The organism is Actinomadura sp. 3N508 (genome assembly GCF_044326375.1).
Taxonomy (GTDB): Bacteria; Actinomycetota; Actinomycetes; order Streptosporangiales; family Streptosporangiaceae; genus Spirillospora.
Genome location: NZ_JBIRAX010000005.1, coordinates 152557 through 171118 on the forward strand (window position 1 = coordinate 152557; position 18562 = coordinate 171118).

Annotated in this window: 17 protein-coding genes; 6 read left to right on the top strand and 11 right to left on the bottom strand. The window is 73.1% G+C overall.

All coding sequences use genetic code 11. The features are described 5' to 3' along the window. Positions 1–97: 97 nt before the first annotated feature. From ACH34S_RS19660 to ACH34S_RS19680, 5 genes are all read right to left on the bottom strand, one after another. Positions 98–1240: an acyl-CoA dehydrogenase family protein gene (locus ACH34S_RS19660; RefSeq protein ID WP_395954130.1), complete on the bottom strand. Its 1143-nt coding sequence runs from the start codon at positions 1238–1240 to the stop codon at positions 98–100. A gap of 62 nt (positions 1241–1302) precedes the next feature. Beyond that, positions 1303–1917: a GTP-binding protein gene (locus ACH34S_RS19665; protein ID WP_395954131.1), complete on the bottom strand. Its 615-nt coding sequence runs from the start codon at positions 1915–1917 to the stop codon at positions 1303–1305. 154 nt (positions 1918–2071) lie between these two features. After that, positions 2072–2446 carry a DUF742 domain-containing protein gene (locus tag ACH34S_RS19670; protein ID WP_395954132.1) on the bottom strand — a complete coding sequence of 125 codons (375 nt, stop codon included), beginning with the start codon at positions 2444–2446 and terminating at the stop codon, positions 2072–2074. A 13-nt stretch (positions 2447–2459) separates the two neighbouring features. Beyond that, positions 2460–2903, bottom strand: coding sequence for a roadblock/LC7 domain-containing protein (locus ACH34S_RS19675; protein ID WP_395954133.1), 444 nt, complete (start codon positions 2901–2903; stop codon positions 2460–2462). Next, a complete protein-coding gene (locus tag ACH34S_RS19680; protein ID WP_395954134.1) occupies positions 2900–5530 on the bottom strand; it encodes a nitrate- and nitrite sensing domain-containing protein in 2631 nt (876 codons plus the stop codon). The genes ACH34S_RS19675 and ACH34S_RS19680 overlap by 4 nt, the downstream gene beginning before the upstream one ends. Before the next feature lie 257 nt (positions 5531–5787). On the opposite strand from ACH34S_RS19680, the gene ACH34S_RS19685 reads away from it, so the two are divergent. After that, positions 5788–7302 (top strand): M20/M25/M40 family metallo-hydrolase, encoded by a 1515-nt coding sequence (locus ACH34S_RS19685; RefSeq protein ID WP_395954135.1) that lies wholly within the window; start codon positions 5788–5790, stop codon positions 7300–7302. 88 nt (positions 7303–7390) lie between these two features. Here ACH34S_RS19685 and ACH34S_RS19690 read toward each other — a convergent pair whose 3' ends face one another. Beyond that, a complete protein-coding gene (locus tag ACH34S_RS19690; RefSeq protein WP_395954136.1) occupies positions 7391–8230 on the bottom strand; it encodes an LLM class F420-dependent oxidoreductase in 840 nt (279 codons plus the stop codon). 63 nt (positions 8231–8293) lie between these two features. On the opposite strand from ACH34S_RS19690, the gene polA reads away from it, so the two are divergent. Beyond that, entirely contained in the window at positions 8294–10927 is a 2634-nt protein-coding gene (polA, locus tag ACH34S_RS19695; protein ID WP_395954137.1) for a DNA polymerase I, read from the top strand. Positions 10928–10973: 46 nt separating this feature from the next. Then, positions 10974–11474 carry an inorganic diphosphatase gene (locus ACH34S_RS19700; RefSeq protein ID WP_395954138.1) on the top strand — a complete coding sequence of 167 codons (501 nt, stop codon included), beginning with the start codon at positions 10974–10976 and terminating at the stop codon, positions 11472–11474. Here ACH34S_RS19700 and ACH34S_RS19705 read toward each other — a convergent pair. The 5 genes from ACH34S_RS19705 to ACH34S_RS19725 are packed head-to-tail and all read right to left on the bottom strand — an operon-like array spanning position 11422 to position 15413. Continuing rightward, positions 11422–11748 (bottom strand): hypothetical protein, encoded by a 327-nt coding sequence (locus ACH34S_RS19705; protein ID WP_395954139.1) that lies wholly within the window; start codon positions 11746–11748, stop codon positions 11422–11424. The two genes, ACH34S_RS19700 and ACH34S_RS19705, sit on opposite strands and share 53 nt — an antisense overlap. After that, entirely contained in the window at positions 11745–13076 is a 1332-nt protein-coding gene (locus ACH34S_RS19710; RefSeq protein ID WP_395954140.1) for a DUF58 domain-containing protein, read from the bottom strand. Before ACH34S_RS19710 ends, ACH34S_RS19705 begins: the two co-directional genes overlap by 4 nt. After that, positions 13073–14056 carry an AAA family ATPase gene (locus ACH34S_RS19715; RefSeq protein ID WP_395954141.1) on the bottom strand — a complete coding sequence of 328 codons (984 nt, stop codon included), beginning with the start codon at positions 14054–14056 and terminating at the stop codon, positions 13073–13075. Before ACH34S_RS19715 ends, ACH34S_RS19710 begins: the two co-directional genes overlap by 4 nt. Next, on the bottom strand, positions 14041–14529 hold the full coding sequence (locus tag ACH34S_RS19720) for a hypothetical protein (RefSeq protein WP_395954142.1): 489 nt from the start codon (positions 14527–14529) through the stop codon (positions 14041–14043). Before ACH34S_RS19720 ends, ACH34S_RS19715 begins: the two co-directional genes overlap by 16 nt. Beyond that, positions 14526–15413: a DUF4129 domain-containing protein gene (locus tag ACH34S_RS19725; RefSeq protein WP_395954143.1), complete on the bottom strand. Its 888-nt coding sequence runs from the start codon at positions 15411–15413 to the stop codon at positions 14526–14528. Before ACH34S_RS19725 ends, ACH34S_RS19720 begins: the two co-directional genes overlap by 4 nt. A gap of 138 nt (positions 15414–15551) precedes the next feature. Here ACH34S_RS19725 and ACH34S_RS19730 point away from each other — a divergent pair, with 138 nt between their 5' ends. From ACH34S_RS19730 to ACH34S_RS19740, 3 genes are read left to right on the top strand one after another with little or no spacing between them, the layout of a single operon-like run. Continuing rightward, on the top strand, positions 15552–17108 hold the full coding sequence (locus ACH34S_RS19730; RefSeq protein ID WP_395954144.1) for an FAD-dependent monooxygenase: 1557 nt from the start codon (positions 15552–15554) through the stop codon (positions 17106–17108). Between the two features lie 30 nt (positions 17109–17138). Beyond that, positions 17139–17951, top strand: coding sequence for an SAM-dependent methyltransferase (locus ACH34S_RS19735; RefSeq protein WP_395954145.1), 813 nt, complete (start codon positions 17139–17141; stop codon positions 17949–17951). Between the two features lie 54 nt (positions 17952–18005). Continuing rightward, positions 18006–18548: a carboxymuconolactone decarboxylase family protein gene (locus ACH34S_RS19740; protein ID WP_395954146.1), complete on the top strand. Its 543-nt coding sequence runs from the start codon at positions 18006–18008 to the stop codon at positions 18546–18548. Positions 18549–18562: the final 14 nt, after the last annotated feature.

Below are 18562 nucleotides of genomic sequence, written 5' to 3' on the forward strand. Positions count from 1 at the left end.
CTGCCCATACCCGGCCTCCCATCCGCGCGGCGACCTTCACCGACTTCCCCGCCGCGCGCCTCCTACACCCGGCCGGGGGAGGCCGGGCCGGGGCGGGTCAGCGGGCGAGGTGGCGGGAGATGACGAGGCGCTGGATCTGGTTGGTGCCCTCGAAGATCTGCATGACCTTCGCCTCGCGCATGAAGCGCTCGACGGGGAAGTCGCGGGTGTAGCCCGCGCCGCCGAGCACCTGGACGGCGTCGGTCGTCACCTTCATCGCGTTGTCGGTCGCGACCAGCTTCGCGATCGACGCCTCCCGGCCGTAGGGGCGGCCCGCGTCCTTGAGCCGCGCCGCCGACAGGTAGGTGGCGCGCGCCGACTCGATCGCGGCGGCCATGTCGGCCAGCACGAACGCGAGGCCCTGGTGCTCGATGATCGCGCGGCCGAACGCCTCCCGCTCCTTGGCGTAGGCGACGGCCGTGTCGAGCGCGCCCTGGGCGAGGCCGGTGGCGACGGCGGCGATGCCGAGGCGGCCGGCGTCGAGCCCGGCGAGCGCGATCGACAGGCCCTCGCCCTCGCGGCCGACGAGGTTGCCGGCCGGGACGCGGGCGTCCACGAACCGGACGGTCGCGGTCGTCGACCCCATCAGGCCCATCTTGTCCTCGGGCCGGTCGAACTCCAGGCCCGGCGTGCCGGCCGGGACGTGGAAGCAGGAGATGCCGCGCGACCCGTCGTCGGACGTGCGGGCCATGACGGTGTAGAAGTCGGCCTTGCCGCCGTGCGTCGTCCAGGCCTTCGCGCCGTTGAGGACGTAGGAGTCGCCGTCGCGGACGGCCCTGGTCCGCATCGCCGCCGGGTCGGAGCCCGCGTGCGCCTCCGACAGGCAGTACGCGCCGAGCCGCTCGCCGGACAGCAGGTCGGGGAGCCATTGGGCGCGCTGCTCGGCCGTCCCGTAGGCGAACAGCGGGAAGCACGACAGCGCGTGCACGCTGACCCCGACGCCGACGCTCGCCCAGGCCGCGCCGATCTCCTCCAGGACCTGGAGGTAGATCTCGTAGGGCTGGTCGCCGCCGCCGAACTCCTCCGGGTACGGCAGCGTCAGCAGCCCGGCCCGGCCCAGCGTCGTGAACACCTCGCGGGGGAAGGTCCCGGTGCGCTCGGCGTCGGCGGCCCGCGGCGCCAGCTCCTTCGCCGCGATCTCACGGGTGAGCGCGAGGAGGCCTTCGGCCTCGGGGGTGGGCAGCTGGCGGGTGGCGGGCATTGGCGGCTCCTTTCGCGCCCACCACAGTAATGCCGCCCGGACGCTCGCCCCGCCCGGGTCCGTCAGCGCGACGACTGGAGGGCGTGCTCGACCAGCGCGACGAGGACGCCCTTCGCCGTGTCCCGGTGCCGGACGTCGCACAGCAGGATCGGGACGTCCGGGTCGACGTCCAGCGCGTCGCGGATCTCCTCGACCCGGTAGCGGCGGGCGCCGTCGAACACGTTGGCGGCGATGACGAACGGGATCCGGCGCTGCTCGAAGAAGTCGATGGAGGCGAAGCTCGTGGTGAGCCGCCGCGTGTCGACCAGGACGATCGCGCCGACCGCGCCGTAGGAGATCTGGTCCCACATGAACCAGAACCGCTCCTGCCCGGGCGTCCCGAACAGGTAGAGCCGGACGCCGCCGGAGAACGTCAGCCGCCCGAAGTCCATCGCGACGGTCGTGGTCGTCTTCTGCTCGACGCCTTCGGTGTCGTCCACGCCGACGGACTTGTCGGTGAGCGTCTCCTCCGTGCGCAGCGGCCGGATCTCGCTGACCGAGCCGACCAGCGTCGTCTTGCCGACCCCGAAGCCGCCGGCCACGAGGATCTTCAGCGTGTGCAGCGGGACGTCGACGTCCTGCTCCGGGTACGGAGCCGCCGACGGTGCGACGGGCGGCGGCATGGTGGACGGGGCCATGGGCGGCGGCATCGGGGCCGGGGCCATGGGCGGGGCTGAGAGTGGCGGGGGAGGCGGGAGGTGGTTCGGCGGGGGAGCGGTCGGCGGGGGCGGCGGCGCGGGTTCGTTCCCGGGAGCGGGTTCCCAGACCCCCCGGGCTTCGCCCGGAGTTCGGTTAGAGGCGGCGAAGTTCATCGAGCACTCTCATCAGGATTCGAGGGTCGGGGCGGTCGGGCTGCTCGGTGCGGGTCGTCTCCTCGATCAGTCCGTGCTGGAACAGGTCCTCCAGGAGGATCTGGACGACGCGGAAGGGCAGATCGATCTCCGAGGCGAGGTCGGCCGGGGTGGACGGCCGCGCGCAGAGCTCCAGCAGCCGCCGGTGCTCGCGGGAAAGCCACACCCGCTCACCGGGCGTCCGGCCGGTGACGACCAGGATCGTCACCAGGTCGATGACGATCCCCTGGGGACGGGTGCGCCCCCGGGTCACCGCGTACGGCCGGACGACCGGGCCCGCGTCCTGCCCGACCCAGCGTTCTCTGGGAGTCTCCACGGCGGCCTCAGCCTCAGCCCGAGGCGCCCGTACGCAGCGTCGGATCCTGAGCCTCGGCGGCGGCGCGCGGCGAGGTCGCCAGGTGCCGCCGCACCCGCTTGATCAGCATGGTCGTCTCGTAGGCGACCAGCCCGGCGTTGCCGCCCGCGTCGCTCAGCACCGCCAGGCAGCTTCCGTTGCCGGCCGGCATGACGAAGAAGAGCAGGCCGTCGAGCTCGACGACCGTCTGCCGGACCTGTTTGGCCTTGAAGTGCTCGCGGGCGCCGTTGGCGAGGCTGTGGAACCCCGACGACAGCGCCGCGAGGAACTCGGCGTCCTTGCGGGTGACGCCGTTCGAGGCGCCCATCACCAGGCCGTCCCTGGACAGCAGGACGGCCTGATGAACCTCGCCGACCCGCTGCACCAGATCTTCGAGGAGCCAGTCGAGCTCGCCGGATGCGTGGCCCTGCTGCGTCATCGTTCCCCCCATTCATCGCGTGGACCGGAGTCGTCCGGTTCGTCGTCCATGACCCTGCCGCGCAGCCATCCCGACTGTAGTGAGGACATCAGGGCGCGGCTGGATTCCGGGCTGGGCTCGTCGAAGTCGTCGTCCGGCGCGGCGACCTCGGCGGGCTCGGCGCGCTGGGGGGCGGGCCCCCGGCGCAACTGCGGGGCGAGGCTGCGCTGGCGGACGCGCCGTGGCAGCCTGCCGGTGACCTCGCTGGACTCCGCCTCGGTCGGCTCCTCGTCCCCGGCGGGCGGCCGGGGCCGGTCACCGCGCGACCCGTACGGGTCGGCCGGGTCGTACGGCGCGGCCTGGCCGAACGCGACGGCGGGCTGCTCGAACGCGACGGCGGGCGGGTCCAGTGAGGGTGTCCGCTCGTACCGAGGTGAGTCGTACTGCGGCGTGTCGTACTGAGGAGCCGGCTCCTCGTATGGAGCGGAGTGGTCGTCGAACCACGGCGCGGGCTGGTCGAGCGTGGGCGACGGCGACGTCACGATCGGCGGTGCTCCGGTGAGCGGCGGACCGTCCTGCGGGTCCTCCCGGGTCTCGTCCGGTTGTGGCCGCGCGGCCGGGGCCGGGATCGCCGGGCGGGCCGGGCGGCCGAGCCGCTGCCGCCCGTCGGAGGTCGCCATGGCGGCGACCATCGTGCGGGCCGTCCCCGGGATGGGGTTGTTGCGGGCCAGGTCGTCGTCGAGCGTGACCAGCGCGTGCGGGATGAGCACGACCGCGGTGGTGCCGCCGTACGCGGACGGCTGCAGCGACACCTTGACGCCGTGCCGGGCGGCCAGCCGCGCGACGACGAACAGGCCCAGCCGCTCGGTGTCGATGAGGTCGAACTCGCCGCCGCCCTCCAGCCGGAGGTTGAGCTGGTCCAGCTCGTCGGGGTGCAGGCCGATGCCGCGGTCGATGACCTCGACCGCGAGGCCGTTGGCGACCGTCTCGATCTTGACCGTCACCTCGGTGGTGGGCGGGGAGAACACGGCCGCGTTCTCGATCAGCTCGGCGAGCAGGTGGATGATGTCGGCGACGACGTCGCCGGTCACCGCGACCGTGGCGGATCCGCTGAGCTCCACCCGGGTGTAGTCCTCGATCTCGGCGACCGCGGCGCGGACCACGTCCTCGGCGGCGACCGGATGGTCCCAGGCCCGGACGGTCGGCGACCCGGCAAGGATGACCAGGCCCTCGGCGTGCCGGCGCATGCGGGTGGTGAGGTGGTCCAGCCGGAACAGGTCGTCGAGCTCCTCGGGCCCGGCGGCGCGCCGCTCCATCTGGTCGAGCAGCCTGAGCTGGCGGTGCAGCAGCGACTGGCTCCGCCACGACAGGTTGATGAAGACGCGGTTGATGCTGGCGCGCAGGTCGGACTCGGCGACCGCGGTGGCGACCGCGGTGCGCTGGACGGTGCCGAACGCCTCGCCGACCAGGGCGACCTCCTTCGTCCGTCCGGTCACCGGTGCCGGCGACTCGGCCTCCACGTCCACCTGCTCACCGCGGCGCAATCTGGCCACGACACGCGGCAGCCGCTCGTTCGCCAGCCGCTGCGCGGACTCCTGCAGCTCGCGCAGCTCGGCGCTGAGCCGCCGCGCGAACAGCAGCGAGAGGATCACCGACGCGATCACGCCGAGCAGCCCGACCACGGCGATCACGAAGAACTGGAGCATGATCCGGCGGCCGGCGGGCTTGACGTCGGTGTTGTTCACCACGGACTCCGCCTTGGCGGCGTCCCTCGCCCAGGCCGGGCGCAGCGCGTCGATCGCGGCGCGCCACTCGGCCGGATTGGGGACGATGCCGTTGTTCACGACATTGTTCTCCATGGTCGTATACGCAGTGAACTCCCCCGAGTTCGCCAGATCGTACATGATTTGCTCGATCTCGCCCGAGGACTGCGCGCGGCCGAGTTCGAAGTACTGGATCCGGGCCTCCGACCATGCGGCGAACGCCGCGCGGCTGCTGCCGGTCATCTGCCCTTCGGGCAGCGAGGACAGCAGCGCGTGCTCGCGCAGCATGAACTCGCGGGCCCAGAAGTTGTGCAGCAGCGCGGTGGTGTGCAGGTAGACGGTCCTGTCGTCGATGCTCACCAGGGTGGTCAGCAGCCGGATCGTGATGTCGGCGACCTGGCTGTACCCCTCGATCGCGCCGAGCGGCGTGGTGCCGCCGATGCCGACCCGCTCCCGCAGCGTGATCAGGTGGTTGTAGGCGTCGCTGAGCTTGCGCACCCGCGATTCCATCGTGTCGTCCATCGCGCCCCTGGTGTCGGACGACAGGGCCCGCTTGCGGAACGCGGCCACCGCCGCGTCCGTCTTGGCCACCAGGTCACCGAAGCGCTGCCGGTCGGCGATCTTGAACCGGTACAGGAACTGGACGGCGCCCGCCCGCTCCTCCTGCAGCGTCTCGGTCACCTGCGTGGCCGGCACCGCGACGTTGTTGTACACGGTCGAGAAGTCGAAGCGCTGGAGCGCGTTGGACACCGTGACGGAGGCCGGGATGCCCCACTGCACGAACAGCGCGGTCAGCGGCACCGCGAGAAGCAGCGCGATCCTGCGCCAGATCGGATAGGTGCGCCGACGCCCGCGCAGCGTGCCTGCTGCCTCCGACTTCCCCACTGGTCACTCCCATGCGTATATCGGTCATCACCGAAGTGCACGGAGCCTATAGACGCTGACGTGCGGAAAGCCAGAGGCGGTACCGATTTAGGACAAGTCGGGGCGTTTCAGTGTGCGCACCGCGACGCCGCGCTCACTTTCCGAATTCGGAGAGGCCGATGTTGGCCGAAGTTATGTGAGAGTTGTGACTTGTTGTGCGAAATGTCGCCGTGCAAGGCTGCGGCATGCTTCGTCCCCCCACCAACGGAGACCGAGTCATGCGCAGAGCCGCGCTCGCAACGTTTCTCGGGCTGTCCCTCGCCGCGACCACGCTGGCGGTGGCCACCCAGGCCCAGGCCGCACCGAACAATCCGGTGCTCGCCGACCTAGTGACGCTCAAGAACGTCCGTCACCACCAGAACAACCTGCAGAAGATCTCCGATGCCAACGGCGGTAACCGCGCCGCCGGACTTCCCGGCAACGTGATCACTGTGAAGTACCTTGCGGACCAGCTCAAACGGGCCGGATACAGCCCGACGGTCCAGGAGTTCGAGTTCGATTTCTGGCAGGAGGTCTCCGAACCGGCCTTCGCCCAGACCGCTCCCGGGCAGAAGACGTTCACGCCCGGAACCGACTTCCTGACCCTGCAGTATTCCGGCAAGGGCGACGTCACCGCCGCCGCGAGCCCCGTCGACCCGGGCGCGACCGGCCTGGGCAGCGGGTGCGAGGCCGACGACTTCACCGGCTTCACCAAGGGCAACATCGCGCTGATCCAGCGCGGCGGCTGCTTCTTCTCGGTCAAGGCCGACAACGCGATCGCCGCGGGTGCGAGCGCCGTCGTGATCTACCAGCTCCCCGGCACGCCCGGCCCGGTGGCGGGCACGCTCGGCAAGCCGTACGGCATCCCGGTGGTCGGCCCGACCAACGACGTCGGCAAGGCCCTGGTCGAGCAGGCGCAGAACGGCGGCGTGACGCTGAACGTCAAGACCGACACCTTCACCCAGAAGCGCACGGCCGCCAACGTCATCGCCGACACCAAGCGCGGCAACCCCGACAACGTCGTGGTCGTGGGCGGGCACAACGACAGCGTCCTCGAAGGGCCCGGCATCAACGACAACGGGTCGGGCATCGCGGCGCTGCTGGAGATGGCCAAGCAGATCAACAAGCTCAAGGGCAAGCAGCTCCGCAACAAGGTGCGGTTCGCGTTCTGGGGCGCCGAGGAAGAAGGCCTGCTCGGATCCCAGTACTACGTCGACAACCTTCCCGAGGCCGAGCGGAACAAGATCGCGCTCAACCTCAACTTCGACATGATCGGCTCGCCGAACTTCGTGCGGTTCGTCTACGACGGCGACAACAGCACGGGCGGCAGCACCGTCCCGCCGCCCGCGGGCTCCGGCGCGATCGAGAAGGCGTTCCACGACCACTTCGCGAGCAAGAAGCTGGCCTCCGACCAGTCGGCGTTCAACGGCCGGTCGGACTACAACGCCTTCATCACCGTGGGCATCCCCGCAGGCGGCCTGTTCACCGGCGCGGAGGGCATCAAGACGGCCGAGCAGGCCAAGGTGTACGGCGGCACGGCCGGCGAGGCCTACGACCCGTGCTACCACTCCGAGTGCGACACCTACGGCAACGTCGACCTCAAGGGCTACGACCAGATGATCGACGCCGCCGCGGCGGTCACCCAGGGGTTCGCGCTCAGCACCCTGACGGTCAACGGCAACGAGTTCGCCCGGCGGCAGGCGCCCGCCAAGCGCGCCCTGCCCGACCACCTCGGTCACTACGCGACCCGGTAACCGCCGGATCGGCTTGAGGGACGCGCCCACCCCCGCAGGGTGCGTCCCTCATCCTTTTCTCGCATTCCTTCAGTGCGGCGGCCTGCTTTCAGCGCGGTGGCACGGCCTCGGCGATCGAGCGCAGCGCGGGACGCGGATCGCCACCGGGCGCGGTCAGCACCTGGACCGCCACCTGGTCGGCGCCCGCGTCCAGATGGGCGCTCAGCCGCGCCGCGACCGTGGCCGCGTCGCCGTGCCCGATGACCGCGTCCACGAGCGCGTCGCTGCCGCCGTCCGCCACGTCGGCGTCGGTGAAGCCGAGCCGCTTCCAGCTGGAGACGTAGTTCGCCAGCCCGAGGTAGTGGTCGAGCGTCCGCCGGCCCAGCGTGCGGGCGCGGGCGGGATCGGCGTCGACCACGACCTTCTGTTCCGGGACGAGCAGCGGCCCGCCGCCCAGCACCTCCCGCGCGTGCCGCGTGTGCTCGGGCGTGGTCAGGTACGGGTGCGCGCCCGCCGTCCGCTCCGCCGCCAGCCGCAGCACCTTCGGCCCCAGCGCGGCGAGCACCCGCCCCTCCGCGGGGACGTTCCCGGCGTCCAGGTCGTCGAGGTAGCGGACGATCGTCTCGTACGGGCTCCGGTACTCCTGCGTCCGCTCCGGATGGCCGATGCCGACGCCGAGCAGGAACCGCCCGCCGTAGGCGTCGTGGAGCCGGTGGTAGGACGCCGCGACCTCAGCGGCCGGCGTCTTCCACATGTTCACGATGCCCGTCGCGACCACGATGCGTTCCGTCGCCGCCAGCAGCCGCTCGACGTCGTCCAGATCCCCGGACGGTGAGCCGCCGACCCAGATCGCGCCGTAGCCGAGGTCCTCGACGTCCTTGGCCAGCGCCGGGTCGAGCTGGTTCCACGGACGCCAGATCCCGAGGCGCCCCAGTTGGGTCTTGGTCATGTTCCGCCCTAACACGTCGTCCGGCCGTTTCATGCCCTCCTACCCAGGTGCCAGGATGAGCGCATGGAAGACCGGCCCTGCCTGCTGCTTCTGGACGGCCACTCACTGGCCTACCGGGCGTTCTACGCGCTGCCCGTCGAGAACTTCAGCACCACCGCGGGCCAGCCGACGAACGTCGTGTACGGGTTCGCGAACATGCTGGCCAACGCGCTGCGCGACGAGCGCCCGACGCACGCGGCCGTCGCGTTCGACGTGTCGCGCCGCACGTTCCGCACCGAGGCGTTCCCCGAGTACAAGGCCGGCCGGGCGAAGTCGCCGGACGAGTTCGGCAGCCAGCTGGAGATCCTCGACCGGTTCCTCGCCGCGATGAACATGCCCGTGCTGCGCGCGCCCGGCTACGAGGCCGACGACGTCATCGCGTCCCTGACCGTCCGGGCCGAGGCGGACGGCCACCAGGTGCTGATCATCACCGGCGACCGCGACGTGCTGCAGCTCGTCAGCGAGAACGTCACCGTCCTCTACTTCTACCGGACGGCGTCGGAGATGATCCGCTACACGCCCGCCGCCGTCCAGGAGAAGTACGGGCTGACCCCGGCGCAGTACCCCGACTTCGCGGCGCTGCGCGGCGACCCGTCCGACAACCTGCCGAGCATCCCCGGCATCGGCGAGAAGACGGCCGCGAAGTGGGTGCGCGAGTTCGGCTCCCTCGCCGCGCTGCTGGAGCGCGCGGACGAGGTGAAGGGCAAGGCGGGCGAGAAGCTGCGCGCGGCGGCGGACACGGTGCGGCTGAACCGGCGGCTGACCGAGCTCGTCCGCCATCTGGACCTGCCGGTGGAGCTCGGCGACCTGCGGCGGCGGCCCTACGACATGTCCGCGTTCACGTCCCTGCTGGATGAGCTGGAGTTCCGCAACGTCAGCCTCCGCCAGCGCCTCTTCGCCGCCGACCCCGGCGGCGGCCGCCCGCAGGAGGCCGCCGAACCGGAGACGATCGAGGGCCGTGAGCTGGAGCCGGGCGAAATGGCGCCCTGGCTGGCGTCCCGAGCGACCGGGCTGACGGGGCTCGCCGCCGACTACACCTGGGAGCGCGGCGCGGGCGACATCACCCGGATCGCCCTCGCGACCGGCGACGACCATGCCGCGTCGTTCGAGCCGTCCGCGCTCACCGGAGAAGACGAGCGCGCGTTCGCGGAATGGCTGGCCGACCCCGGCCGCCCCAAGGCGCTGCACGATGTGAAGTCGCTGCTGCGCGTCTTCGGCGAGCGCGGGTGGCGCCTCGACGGCGTCGCCACCGACACCGCGATGGCCGCCTACCTGCTCCTGCCGGGCCTCGCCGCCTACGGCATCGCCGACCTCGCCGGGCGCCACCTGGGCCGCCGCCCGTCCGCGGAGGGCGCGGCCGGGCTGATGCTGAACGCCCGCGCCGTCCTCGACCTGGCCGGCAAGTCCGCCGCCGACCTCGCCTCCACCGGCATGGACGAGGTGCTCCGCGACGTCGAGCTGCCGCTGTCGGCCCTGCTGGCCCGCGCGGAACGGGCGGGCGTCCACGTCGACGCGGGCATGCTGGACGAGCTGGAGAAGCACTTCGCCGCCGAGATGCAGCGCGCCGCCGACGACGCCGCCGACATCGCCGGGCACCCCTTCAACCCCGGCTCGACCAAGCAGCTCCAGGAGGTGCTGTTCGGCGAGCTGGGGCTGCCGAAGACCAAGAAGATCAAGTCCGGGCACTCCACCGACGTGGACGCGCTGACCTGGCTCGCCACCCAGACCGACAACGGCCTCCCGGAGACCCTGCTGCGGCACCGCGACCAGGCGCGGCTGCGCACGACGGTGGCCGGGCTGATCCGGGAGATCGGCGCGGACGGCCGGATCCACACCAGCTTCCAGCAGACGGTCGCGGCCACCGGGCGGCTCTCGTCCATCGAGCCGAACCTCCAGGTCATCCCCATCCGGACGGAGGAGGGCCGGCGCATCCGCCGCGCGTTCCTGCCAGGGCCCGGGTACGAGTCGCTGATGACGGCCGACTACGGCCAGCTCGAACTGCGGGTCATGGCGCACCTGTCGCAGGACCCGACGCTGCTGGCCGCGTTCGAGTCCGGCGAGGACCTGCACACCACGATGGCGGCGCAGGTGTTCCGCGTCGCCCCGGACGCCGTCACCCCGGAGATGCGCCGCAAGATCAAGGCGATGTCGTACGGCCTCGCCTACGGGCTGTCGGCGTTCGGGCTGGCCAAGCAGCTTCGGATCCCGATGGGGGAGGCGCGGCCGCTGATGGACGCCTACTTCGAGCGGCTCGGCGGCGTCCGCGACTACCTCGACCACGTCGTCGCCGAGGCCCGCGTCACCGGCTACACCCGCACGCTCCTCGGCCGCCGCCGCTACCTGCCGCATCTGACCAGCGACAACCGGCAGCGCCGCGAGACCGCGGAGCGGATGGCGCTGAACGCGCCGGTGCAGGGCTCCGCCGCCGACATCGTCAAGATCGCTATGCTTCGGGTGGACGGGGCGCTGACCGCCGCCGGGCTCCGCAGCCGCCTGCTCCTCCAGGTCCACGACGAGGTCGTCCTGGAGGTCGCGCCGGGGGAGCGGGACGCGGTGGAGGAGATCGTCCGCGATCGGATGACCACCGCGTATCCGTTGTCGGTCGGTCTGGACGTCGCGATCGGCACGGGCCCAGACTGGGACGCCGCCGCCCACTGACGATCAAGCCCGCCCCGCCGGGCAGGGCCATCCCGGGAGGAAACCGATGGACATCGAGATGGTCGTGGAGATCCCGAGAGGATCGCGGAACAAGTACGAGATGGACCACCGGCTCGGCCGGATACGGCTCGACCGGATGCTGTTCACCTCGACCCAGTACCCGGTCGACTACGGCTACATCCCGGACACGCTCGCCGAGGACGGCGACCCGCTGGACGTGATGGTGCTGCTGGAGGAGCCGACCTTCCCCGGCTGCGAGATCACCGTCCGCAGCCTCGGGGTGTTCTGGATGCACGACGAGGGCGGGCCCGACGCCAAGATCCTCAGCGTCCCGGCGCGGGACGTCCGCTACCGCGAGATCCGCGATCTGCGGGACGTGCAGGACTACGTCCTCGACGAGATCGGCCACTTCTTCGACATCTACAAGAGCCTGGAGCCGGGCAAGGGCTCCGACGTGCGGGGCTGGCAGGACAAGCAGGTCGCCGACCGCACGATCACCGAGGCCGCCGACCGCGCCCGGCGTACGTCAGCCGGAACGCCCCGGTGAGCGCCGCCAGCCCGGCGACCACCGCGAGGGCGCTGGACGCCGCGGGCAGCACGAGCACCGCGGCGACCGGGACGGTGCAGGCACCGCCCGCGATCATCGGCGGCAGGTAGCGGCCCGCGCCGCCGTACGCGCCGAAGGCGTCCGCGAGCAGCAGCAGCGCCGTGACCAGCAGCCCTGCGGAGGCCGCCGCCGGGACGCCCGGGTCCCAGAGCACGCAGGCCAGCACGGCGGCCACCGCGGCCACCGTCGTCAGCCGGGGCCGCGGCCGGTTCACGAGTGCCTCCCCGAGACCCGGTGCCCGAACGACCCGACGACGACGTCCAGCGAGTCCTCGGGAGCCCAGGGCACCACGGGCACGCCGAGGTCGGCGAGCCCGGCCCGCAGCGCCCGGCGGTCGAGCCGCCACAGCCGCAGGGAAAGCTCCAGGTACTCCTCGCGGCCGCCGCCCGGCGGCTCCCGGTCGAGCGTGTCGACGACGACGACGGGCGTGCCGCGGCGGCGGAGGTCCTGGACGGTGCGCACCGCCCGGTCGTCCAGCAGCGGCGAGAACACGATCACCAGCGCGCCGGGCGGCAGCGCGGACCGCGGCGCCCGGCGCAGGTCGCCCGCCTCGTCGCCGGCCATGCCGCCCGCCAGGTCGGCGCCGAGGCTCTGGGCGTCCATGACGGCCTCGGCGAGCCGGTAGAAGTGGTGCCGGCCCTGGCCGGGCGCGAGCCACCGCAGCGCGCCGCCGAACACGACGATCCCGACGCGGTCGGCGCCGCGCAGGTAGGCCGTCGCGACCGTCGCCGCGCCGCGCACGGCGCGGTCGAGCAGCGTCTGGCGAAGCTCGTCCGTTGGATGGCGGTGGGTGGGGGGTGGAGGACGGTCGCGTTCGCCCAGGTCGGTGTAGGCGTCCAGGGCGAGGACGAGCTCGGCCTGCCGCTGGTCGGCGCGCGTCGTGACGTGCAGCCGTCCGCGCAGCCCGCTGGCCTTCCAGTTGACGTCCCGCGCCCGGTCGCCCGGCAGGTACGGGCGGATGCCGGCGAACTCCACCCCGGACCCCGTCGCGCGGGCGACGTGGTCGCCGAGCCGTCGCGGCAGGTCCAGCGGGACGAGCCGCGGGCGGACCGGCGGCCCGGCGGGATAGACGCTGATATCGCCGAGCGGCAGCGCCGCCCGTGCCTGCGCGACGCGGTAGCGGCTGCGGCAGTCGACGACCACGCGGGGCAGGCGGTGGCGGCCCCAGTATCCGGGCCGCAGGACGAACGTGGCCCGCGCCGTCCCTGCGGCGTGGTCCTCGACGTAGGCGGCGATCTCGACGCCGAACGCGGGCGCGTCGTCGAGGCGGAGCGCGATCTCGTCCACCGGGCCGCCCGCGTCGGCGGTGACGGTGATCTCGAGGGCGTCGCTCTCGAAGCACCGCCGCGGGTAGTCCGTCGCCCGCAGGGTGACGGACGCCGGACGCCGCGCGGCGATCCCGGCGGCCAGCACCCCGACGGGCGGGGCGGCCAGGAGCAGCAGGTTCGCGCGGGACAGCAGCAGCGCCGCCAGGCCGGCCAGCACCGCGAGCGTGGCCAGGCCGCGCGCGGCGGGCGCCGGGCGCCAGCTCAGCTCGCTCACGCCGGCTGGTCCGCGGCGCGCGGCACGGGGACCTGGCCGAGGATCTCGGTGACCACGTCCTCGCCGCTGACCTGCCGGACCCACATCTCCGGCTGCAGCACGAGCCGGTGCGCCAGTCCCGGGACCGCGACGTCCTTCACGTCCTCCGGCAGCACGTGGTCGCGGTCCGCGAGCAGCGCGCGCGCCCGCGCGAGCTGGACGACGCCGAGCGTCGCCCGCGAGCTCGCCCCGACCGTCACCTTGCGGTGCTCACGCGTGGCCGCCGAGATCGCGACCGCGTACCGGACGATCGCGTCGTCGACGTGCACACGCTCGACGCACTCGCGCATGGCGAGCACGTCGTCCGGACCGGCGAGGGCGCGCAGCCGGGGCGGCGCCGCGCCGCGCGACAGCCGCCGGGAGATCATCTCGCTCTCCTGGGCGGAGCTGAGGTAGCCGAGCCGGATCCGGAGCGCGAACCGGTCGAGCTGCGCCTCCGGCAGCGGATAGGTGCCCTCGTACTCGATGGGGTTGTCGGTCGCCAGCACGATGAAGGGACGGGGCAGGGGGCGGCTCTCGCCGTCCGCGCTGACCTGCCGCTCCTCCATGGCCTCCAGCAGCGCGGCCTGGGTCTTCGGGGGCGTCCGGTTGATCTCGTCCGCCAGCAGTAACTGGGTGAACACCGGGCCGGGCCGGAACACCACGTCCGACGTGCGGGGATCGTAGACGGCCGCGCCGGTCAGGTCGGCGGGCAGCATGTCCGGCGTGAACTGGACGCGCGCGAACTCCAGCCCGAGGACGGCGGCGAACGTCCTGGCCAGCAGCGTCTTGCCGAGCCCCGGCAGGTCCTCGATCAGCACGTGGCCGGACGCGAGGATCCCCGTCATCACCTGCTCGACCGCGGCGCGCTTGCCGACGACGGCCTTCTCGACCTCGTCGAGCACGTCACGGCAGCGCGCCGCCGCGGCGGCGGGCGAGTCGATCGTCAGTCGTTCGGCCACAGTTCCTCCAGTCGGTTCACGACGGTTCGCAGGTCGGCCAGGCCCGGCGCGGGCGGGCCGCCGAGGCCGGGACCGCGGGGATCGACGAGCGGCCACACGTCCTCGCCCACCAGCTCCCTGGCCCGCGCGGGCTCCCGGTGGAGGTCGACGCCGTGCCGCTCGGCGAGCGCGGCGGCGAGGAGCCGCCCGAGCAGCGGCCGGGTCACGGAGTCGTAGTGCCGGGCGGACACCGGCGCCCACGACACCGCCTCGCGGACCCGCCGGTACGAGGGGTACTCCCGGAGCTCGTCCGGTTCGTCCCGCGTGCGGAGCGCCGCCGGGCGGGACGGCGGCGGCGGGATCCGCGCCCGGGCCGCGAGCAGCCCGAGGGCCGCCAGCGCCGCGGCCAGCGCGAGCACGGCCGGCGTCCCGGCGACGATGTGGACGGCGGCGAGCCCGCACAGGGCCGCCGCCACCAGCGCGGCGGCCCTCATGCCGGGCTCCGGGCGCGCAGCGACTCCAGCGCGGCCAGCGCTTCGGCCCGGTGCCGCTCGGTCACCGGGTGGACGCTGTAGCGGGCCTCCCTGAACAGCGTGGTCAGCGTGGTCGCCGCGCCCAGCCCGGCGATCCCGGCGCCGGAGGCGCGGGCCAGCACCTCGGCGGGAGTGTCGCTGTCGAGCGGGGCGGCGCCCGCCGCCGCGAGGATGCCCTCCATTGCGGTGTAGCAGGCGATCACGGCGGCCCGCGCGTCGTCGGTGGACCGCAGCGCCCGGCTCCCGGCCGCCGCCGCCTCCTCGAACCGGTCCGCCGGGGGCGGCGGCTCGGCCGGCACCGCGAACGGGCCCCGGCGCCCGCCGAACAGGAGCCGGACGAGCGGATGCCCGCGCCAGGGCCGGTGCCGGTACCGGATGACCACCCAGGCCGTGGCCGCGCCCAGCGTGATCAGTGCGAGGGCGAGAATGATCGCGACGACGGGTGAGGGGATCAGCACCGGGGCCTCGCTTTCGAGGTCCGGCCATTTCGTCTCCGGCTCGGGCTTCCAAGGGATGCGCACACGGAGCGGTTCGCGGAAGGCGACGTACAGCAGCCAGAGCGGCAGTCCCAGCACGAGAAGGACGAAACCGCCCGCCAGGGGCCTCGTCCAGCGGCCGAACACCGGGTCGTCGCGGCGCCCGCGCAGGGCGGCGGCCACCAGCGCGGCCGCGGCGGCCATCAGCACCGCGAACACGATCAGCCACGGCGTGGAGGGCTCGTGCGTGGACAGTCCCGGCCACAGTGCGGCGAGCCCGCGCACTCCGTAGGCGCCCGCCGCGAGGAGGAGCGCCGCCGCGCCCGCCCTGCCGAGCTCCCGGCGGGTCGGCGTGCCGATGGGGGGCATACGCCATTGTGCGCACGCCCCGCCACGACTTGATCAAGTATGGCCGTCCCCGGCCATGAACCGCCGCGCCGGACCGAGTCCGGCCCGACCGGCGTGGGGAGCTTTACGGGGGCGGGCGGGCGGCGCACCATCTCAGACGTGAGCTCCTGGAGTGACGGCGAACCGGTCGTGATCGTCGGTGCCGGGCCGGTCGGCCTGGTCACCGCGCTGCTGCTGGCCCGGCACGGCGTGCCGAGCGTGGTGCTGGAGGCGGCGGCGCGGCGCGACCCGTCCGGGTCCAAGGCCATCTGCTTCCAGCGGGACGTCCTCGACGTCCTCGACCGGGTCGGCTGCGCCGAGCGGATGATCGACCGCGGCGTGACGTGGACGACCGGCCGCACCTACTACCGGGGCGAGGAGCTGTTCTCCGTCACCTTCCCCGATGCCGGGCGGAGCGTCGTGCCGCCGTGGCTCAACATCTCGCAGGCGGAGGTCGAGGCGCACCTGCGCGACCTCGCCGACGCCGAGCCCCTGGCCGACGTCCGGTACGGGCGGCCCGTGAGCGGGCTTCGCCAGGACGAACGCGGCGTCGAGGTGGACGCGGGCGAGATCGTCCGGGGCAGCCATGTGGTCGGCGCGGACGGCGGGCACAGCACCGTCCGGCGGCTGCTCGGCATCCCGTTCCCCGGGCGCACGTTCGCCGACCGGTTCCTCATCTGCGACATCCGGGCCGAGCTGCCGTTCCCGAGCGAGCGGCGGTTCTTCTTCGACCCCGAATGGAACCCCGGGCGGCAGGTCCTCGTCCACCAGTGCCCGGACGGGACGTGGCGCATCGACTGGCAGGTGCCCGCCGACCACGACCTCGACGCCGAGCGCGCGTCCGGGGCGCTGGACGCCCGCATCCGGAAGATCGTCGGGGACGTCCCGTACGAGATCGTGTGGTCGAGCGTGTACCGCTTCCACGAGCGGCGCGCGGCGAGCTTCGCGTCCGGCCGCGCGTTCCTCGCCGGGGACGCCGCCCACCTGTACGCGCCGTTCGGCGCCCGCGGCCTGAACTCGGGCGTGCAGGACGCGGAGAACCTCGCCTGGAAGCTCGCGTTCGTCCGCCGCGGATGGGCGCCCGAGGACCTGCTGAGCAGCTACGACATCGAGCGGCGGGCGGCGGCGGGGGAGAACCTGCGCGTCACGACCCGGACGATGGAGTTCCTCGTCCCGCACACGCCCGGGCAGCGGGCCCGCCGCCTGGAGCTGCTGGAGAAGGCCAGGGCGGATCCCGGTGCCCACAAGAGCATCGACTCGGGCCGCCTCGCCGAGCCGTTCTGGTATCTGGACTCGCCGCTGACGACGCCGTCCGGCCCGCTCGACGCCTTCCCGCGCGAGCCGGGCGCCGTCCGCCCGCCGGTGCCGGGCGTGCTCTGCCCGGACGGCCCGTGCGCGGTGTCCGGCGAGCCGACCCGGCTGCGGCGCCTGCTCGGCACCGCGTTCGTCGTCCTGACCGCGAAGCGGCATCCGGCGGAACTCACCACCGATGTTCCGTACCGCGTGCACGCGCTGGAGGACATCGACACCGAAGGCGTCCTGCGGGAGGCGTTGCGGGCCGGGCCCGACACCGTCCACGTCGTCCGCCCGGACGGGCATCTCGCCGCCGTGCTCCCGTCCTATGATCCCGGCGCCGTGGCCGGGGCTCTTGACAGGGCCTGTGGCCGCTCGGTGTAGCGTCGGTCATCCCCGCGAAGGAGGAGCCGCATGACGACGGACGACACCGGGCGCCCCACCCACATGGACATGGACCGGCCCCTCTCCGCACGGGTGTGGGACTACTGGCTCGGCGGCAAGGACCACTACGAGGTCGACCGGCAGGCCGGGGAGCGGGTCGCGCAGCAGGTGCCGGGGATCGTCGCGGCGGCCAGGACCGACCGGCTGTTCCTCGGCAGGTGCGTCCGGCACCTCGCGGGCGAGGAGGGGATCCGCCAGTTCCTCGACATCGGCACCGGGCTGCCGACCGTCGACAACACGCACGAGATCGCGCAGCGGGTCGCGCCGGAGTCCCGCGTCGTCTACGTCGACAACGACCCGCTCGTGCTCGTCCACGCGCGGGCGCTGCTGACCAGCGCGCCGGGCGGCGCCACCGACTACATCGACGCGGACGTCCGCGACCCGGAGCGCGTCCTCGCCGGGGCCGCCGCGACCCTCGACTTCGGCAGGCCGGTCGGGCTGATGATGCTCGCCCTGCTGCACCTCATCACCGACGACGACGAGGTGCGGAGCATCCTGGCGCGGCTGGTGGGAGCGCTGGCGCCGGGGAGCTTCGTGGCGCTGTCGCACGCCTGCCTGGACGTGGACGTCACCCGCACCGCCATGAGCGCGTGGAACGGGAGCGGCACCCCGCACCCCATCAAGGCCAGGACCGGCAAGGAGATCGAGGCACTCTTCGACGGCCTGGAACTGCTGGAGCCGGGGGTCGTGTCGTGCTCCCGGTGGCGTCCCGAACCCAACCCGTGGGGCGAGCCTCAGGAAACCATGACCTTTTGTGGAGTGGCGAGAAAACTTCCAGCGTGACGGCGTTCGGTGGAGGATCGGGGGATCTTCCGAACTTCCGTGGAGGCCGACCTCGTGGCGCACATCGATCTGGACGACGCCGTCCCCGGGCTGCCGTCCCTGCTCGCCTACCGGCCCGAGACGGCGGGCCCGCTCAGCGCCCTCGCGGAGGCCCTGCTGCGCGGCCCGAGCCCGCTGGAGCGCGGTGAGCGGGAGCTGATCGCGTCGTACGTGTCGGAGCTGAACGGGTGCCGGTTCTGCGCCGGGTCCCATGGGGCGTGCGCCGCCGCGCAACTGGACGGCGGCATGACGCTCGTCCAGCAGGTGCATGCGGACCCGTCCACCGCGCCCATCGGCGAGAAGCTCAGGGCCCTGCTCGGGATCGCCGCCGCCGTCCGGCGCGGCGGCCGGGAGGTCGGCGCCGGGCACGTCACCGCGGCCCGCGAGGCGGGCGCCACCGACGTCGAGATCCACGACACCGTGCTCATCGCCGCCGCGTTCTGCATGTACAACCGCTACGTGGACGGCCTCGGCACCAGCCTCCCGCCCGACCCGTCCGCCTACGCCCACGGGGCCGAACGCCTCGTCGCCCACGGCTACACGCACCGCCCGCGCTGAGTCCGCCGGAAACC

Bases quoted from the DNA above. Each gene is read 5' to 3' on its own strand.
- ACH34S_RS19725 (WP_395954143.1), bottom strand. From the start codon at position 15,413: ATGCCCCCCATCGGCACGCCGACCCGCCGGGAGCTCGGCAGGGCGGGC.
- polA (WP_395954137.1), top strand. From the start codon at position 8,294: ATGGAAGACCGGCCCTGCCTGCTGCTTCTGGACGGCCACTCACTGGCC.
- ACH34S_RS19665 (WP_395954131.1), bottom strand. From the start codon at position 1,917: ATGGCCCCGTCCACCATGCCGCCGCCCGTCGCACCGTCGGCGGCTCCG.
- ACH34S_RS19700 (WP_395954138.1), top strand. From the start codon at position 10,974: ATGGACATCGAGATGGTCGTGGAGATCCCGAGAGGATCGCGGAACAAG.
- ACH34S_RS19660 (WP_395954130.1), bottom strand. From the start codon at position 1,240: ATGCCCGCCACCCGCCAGCTGCCCACCCCCGAGGCCGAAGGCCTCCTC.
- ACH34S_RS19675 (WP_395954133.1), bottom strand. From the start codon at position 2,903: ATGACGCAGCAGGGCCACGCATCCGGCGAGCTCGACTGGCTCCTCGAA.
- ACH34S_RS19735 (WP_395954145.1), top strand. From the start codon at position 17,139: ATGACGACGGACGACACCGGGCGCCCCACCCACATGGACATGGACCGG.
- ACH34S_RS19685 (WP_395954135.1), top strand. From the start codon at position 5,788: ATGCGCAGAGCCGCGCTCGCAACGTTTCTCGGGCTGTCCCTCGCCGCG.
- ACH34S_RS19720 (WP_395954142.1), bottom strand. From the start codon at position 14,529: ATGAGGGCCGCCGCGCTGGTGGCGGCGGCCCTGTGCGGGCTCGCCGCC.
- ACH34S_RS19690 (WP_395954136.1), bottom strand. From the start codon at position 8,230: ATGACCAAGACCCAACTGGGGCGCCTCGGGATCTGGCGTCCGTGGAAC.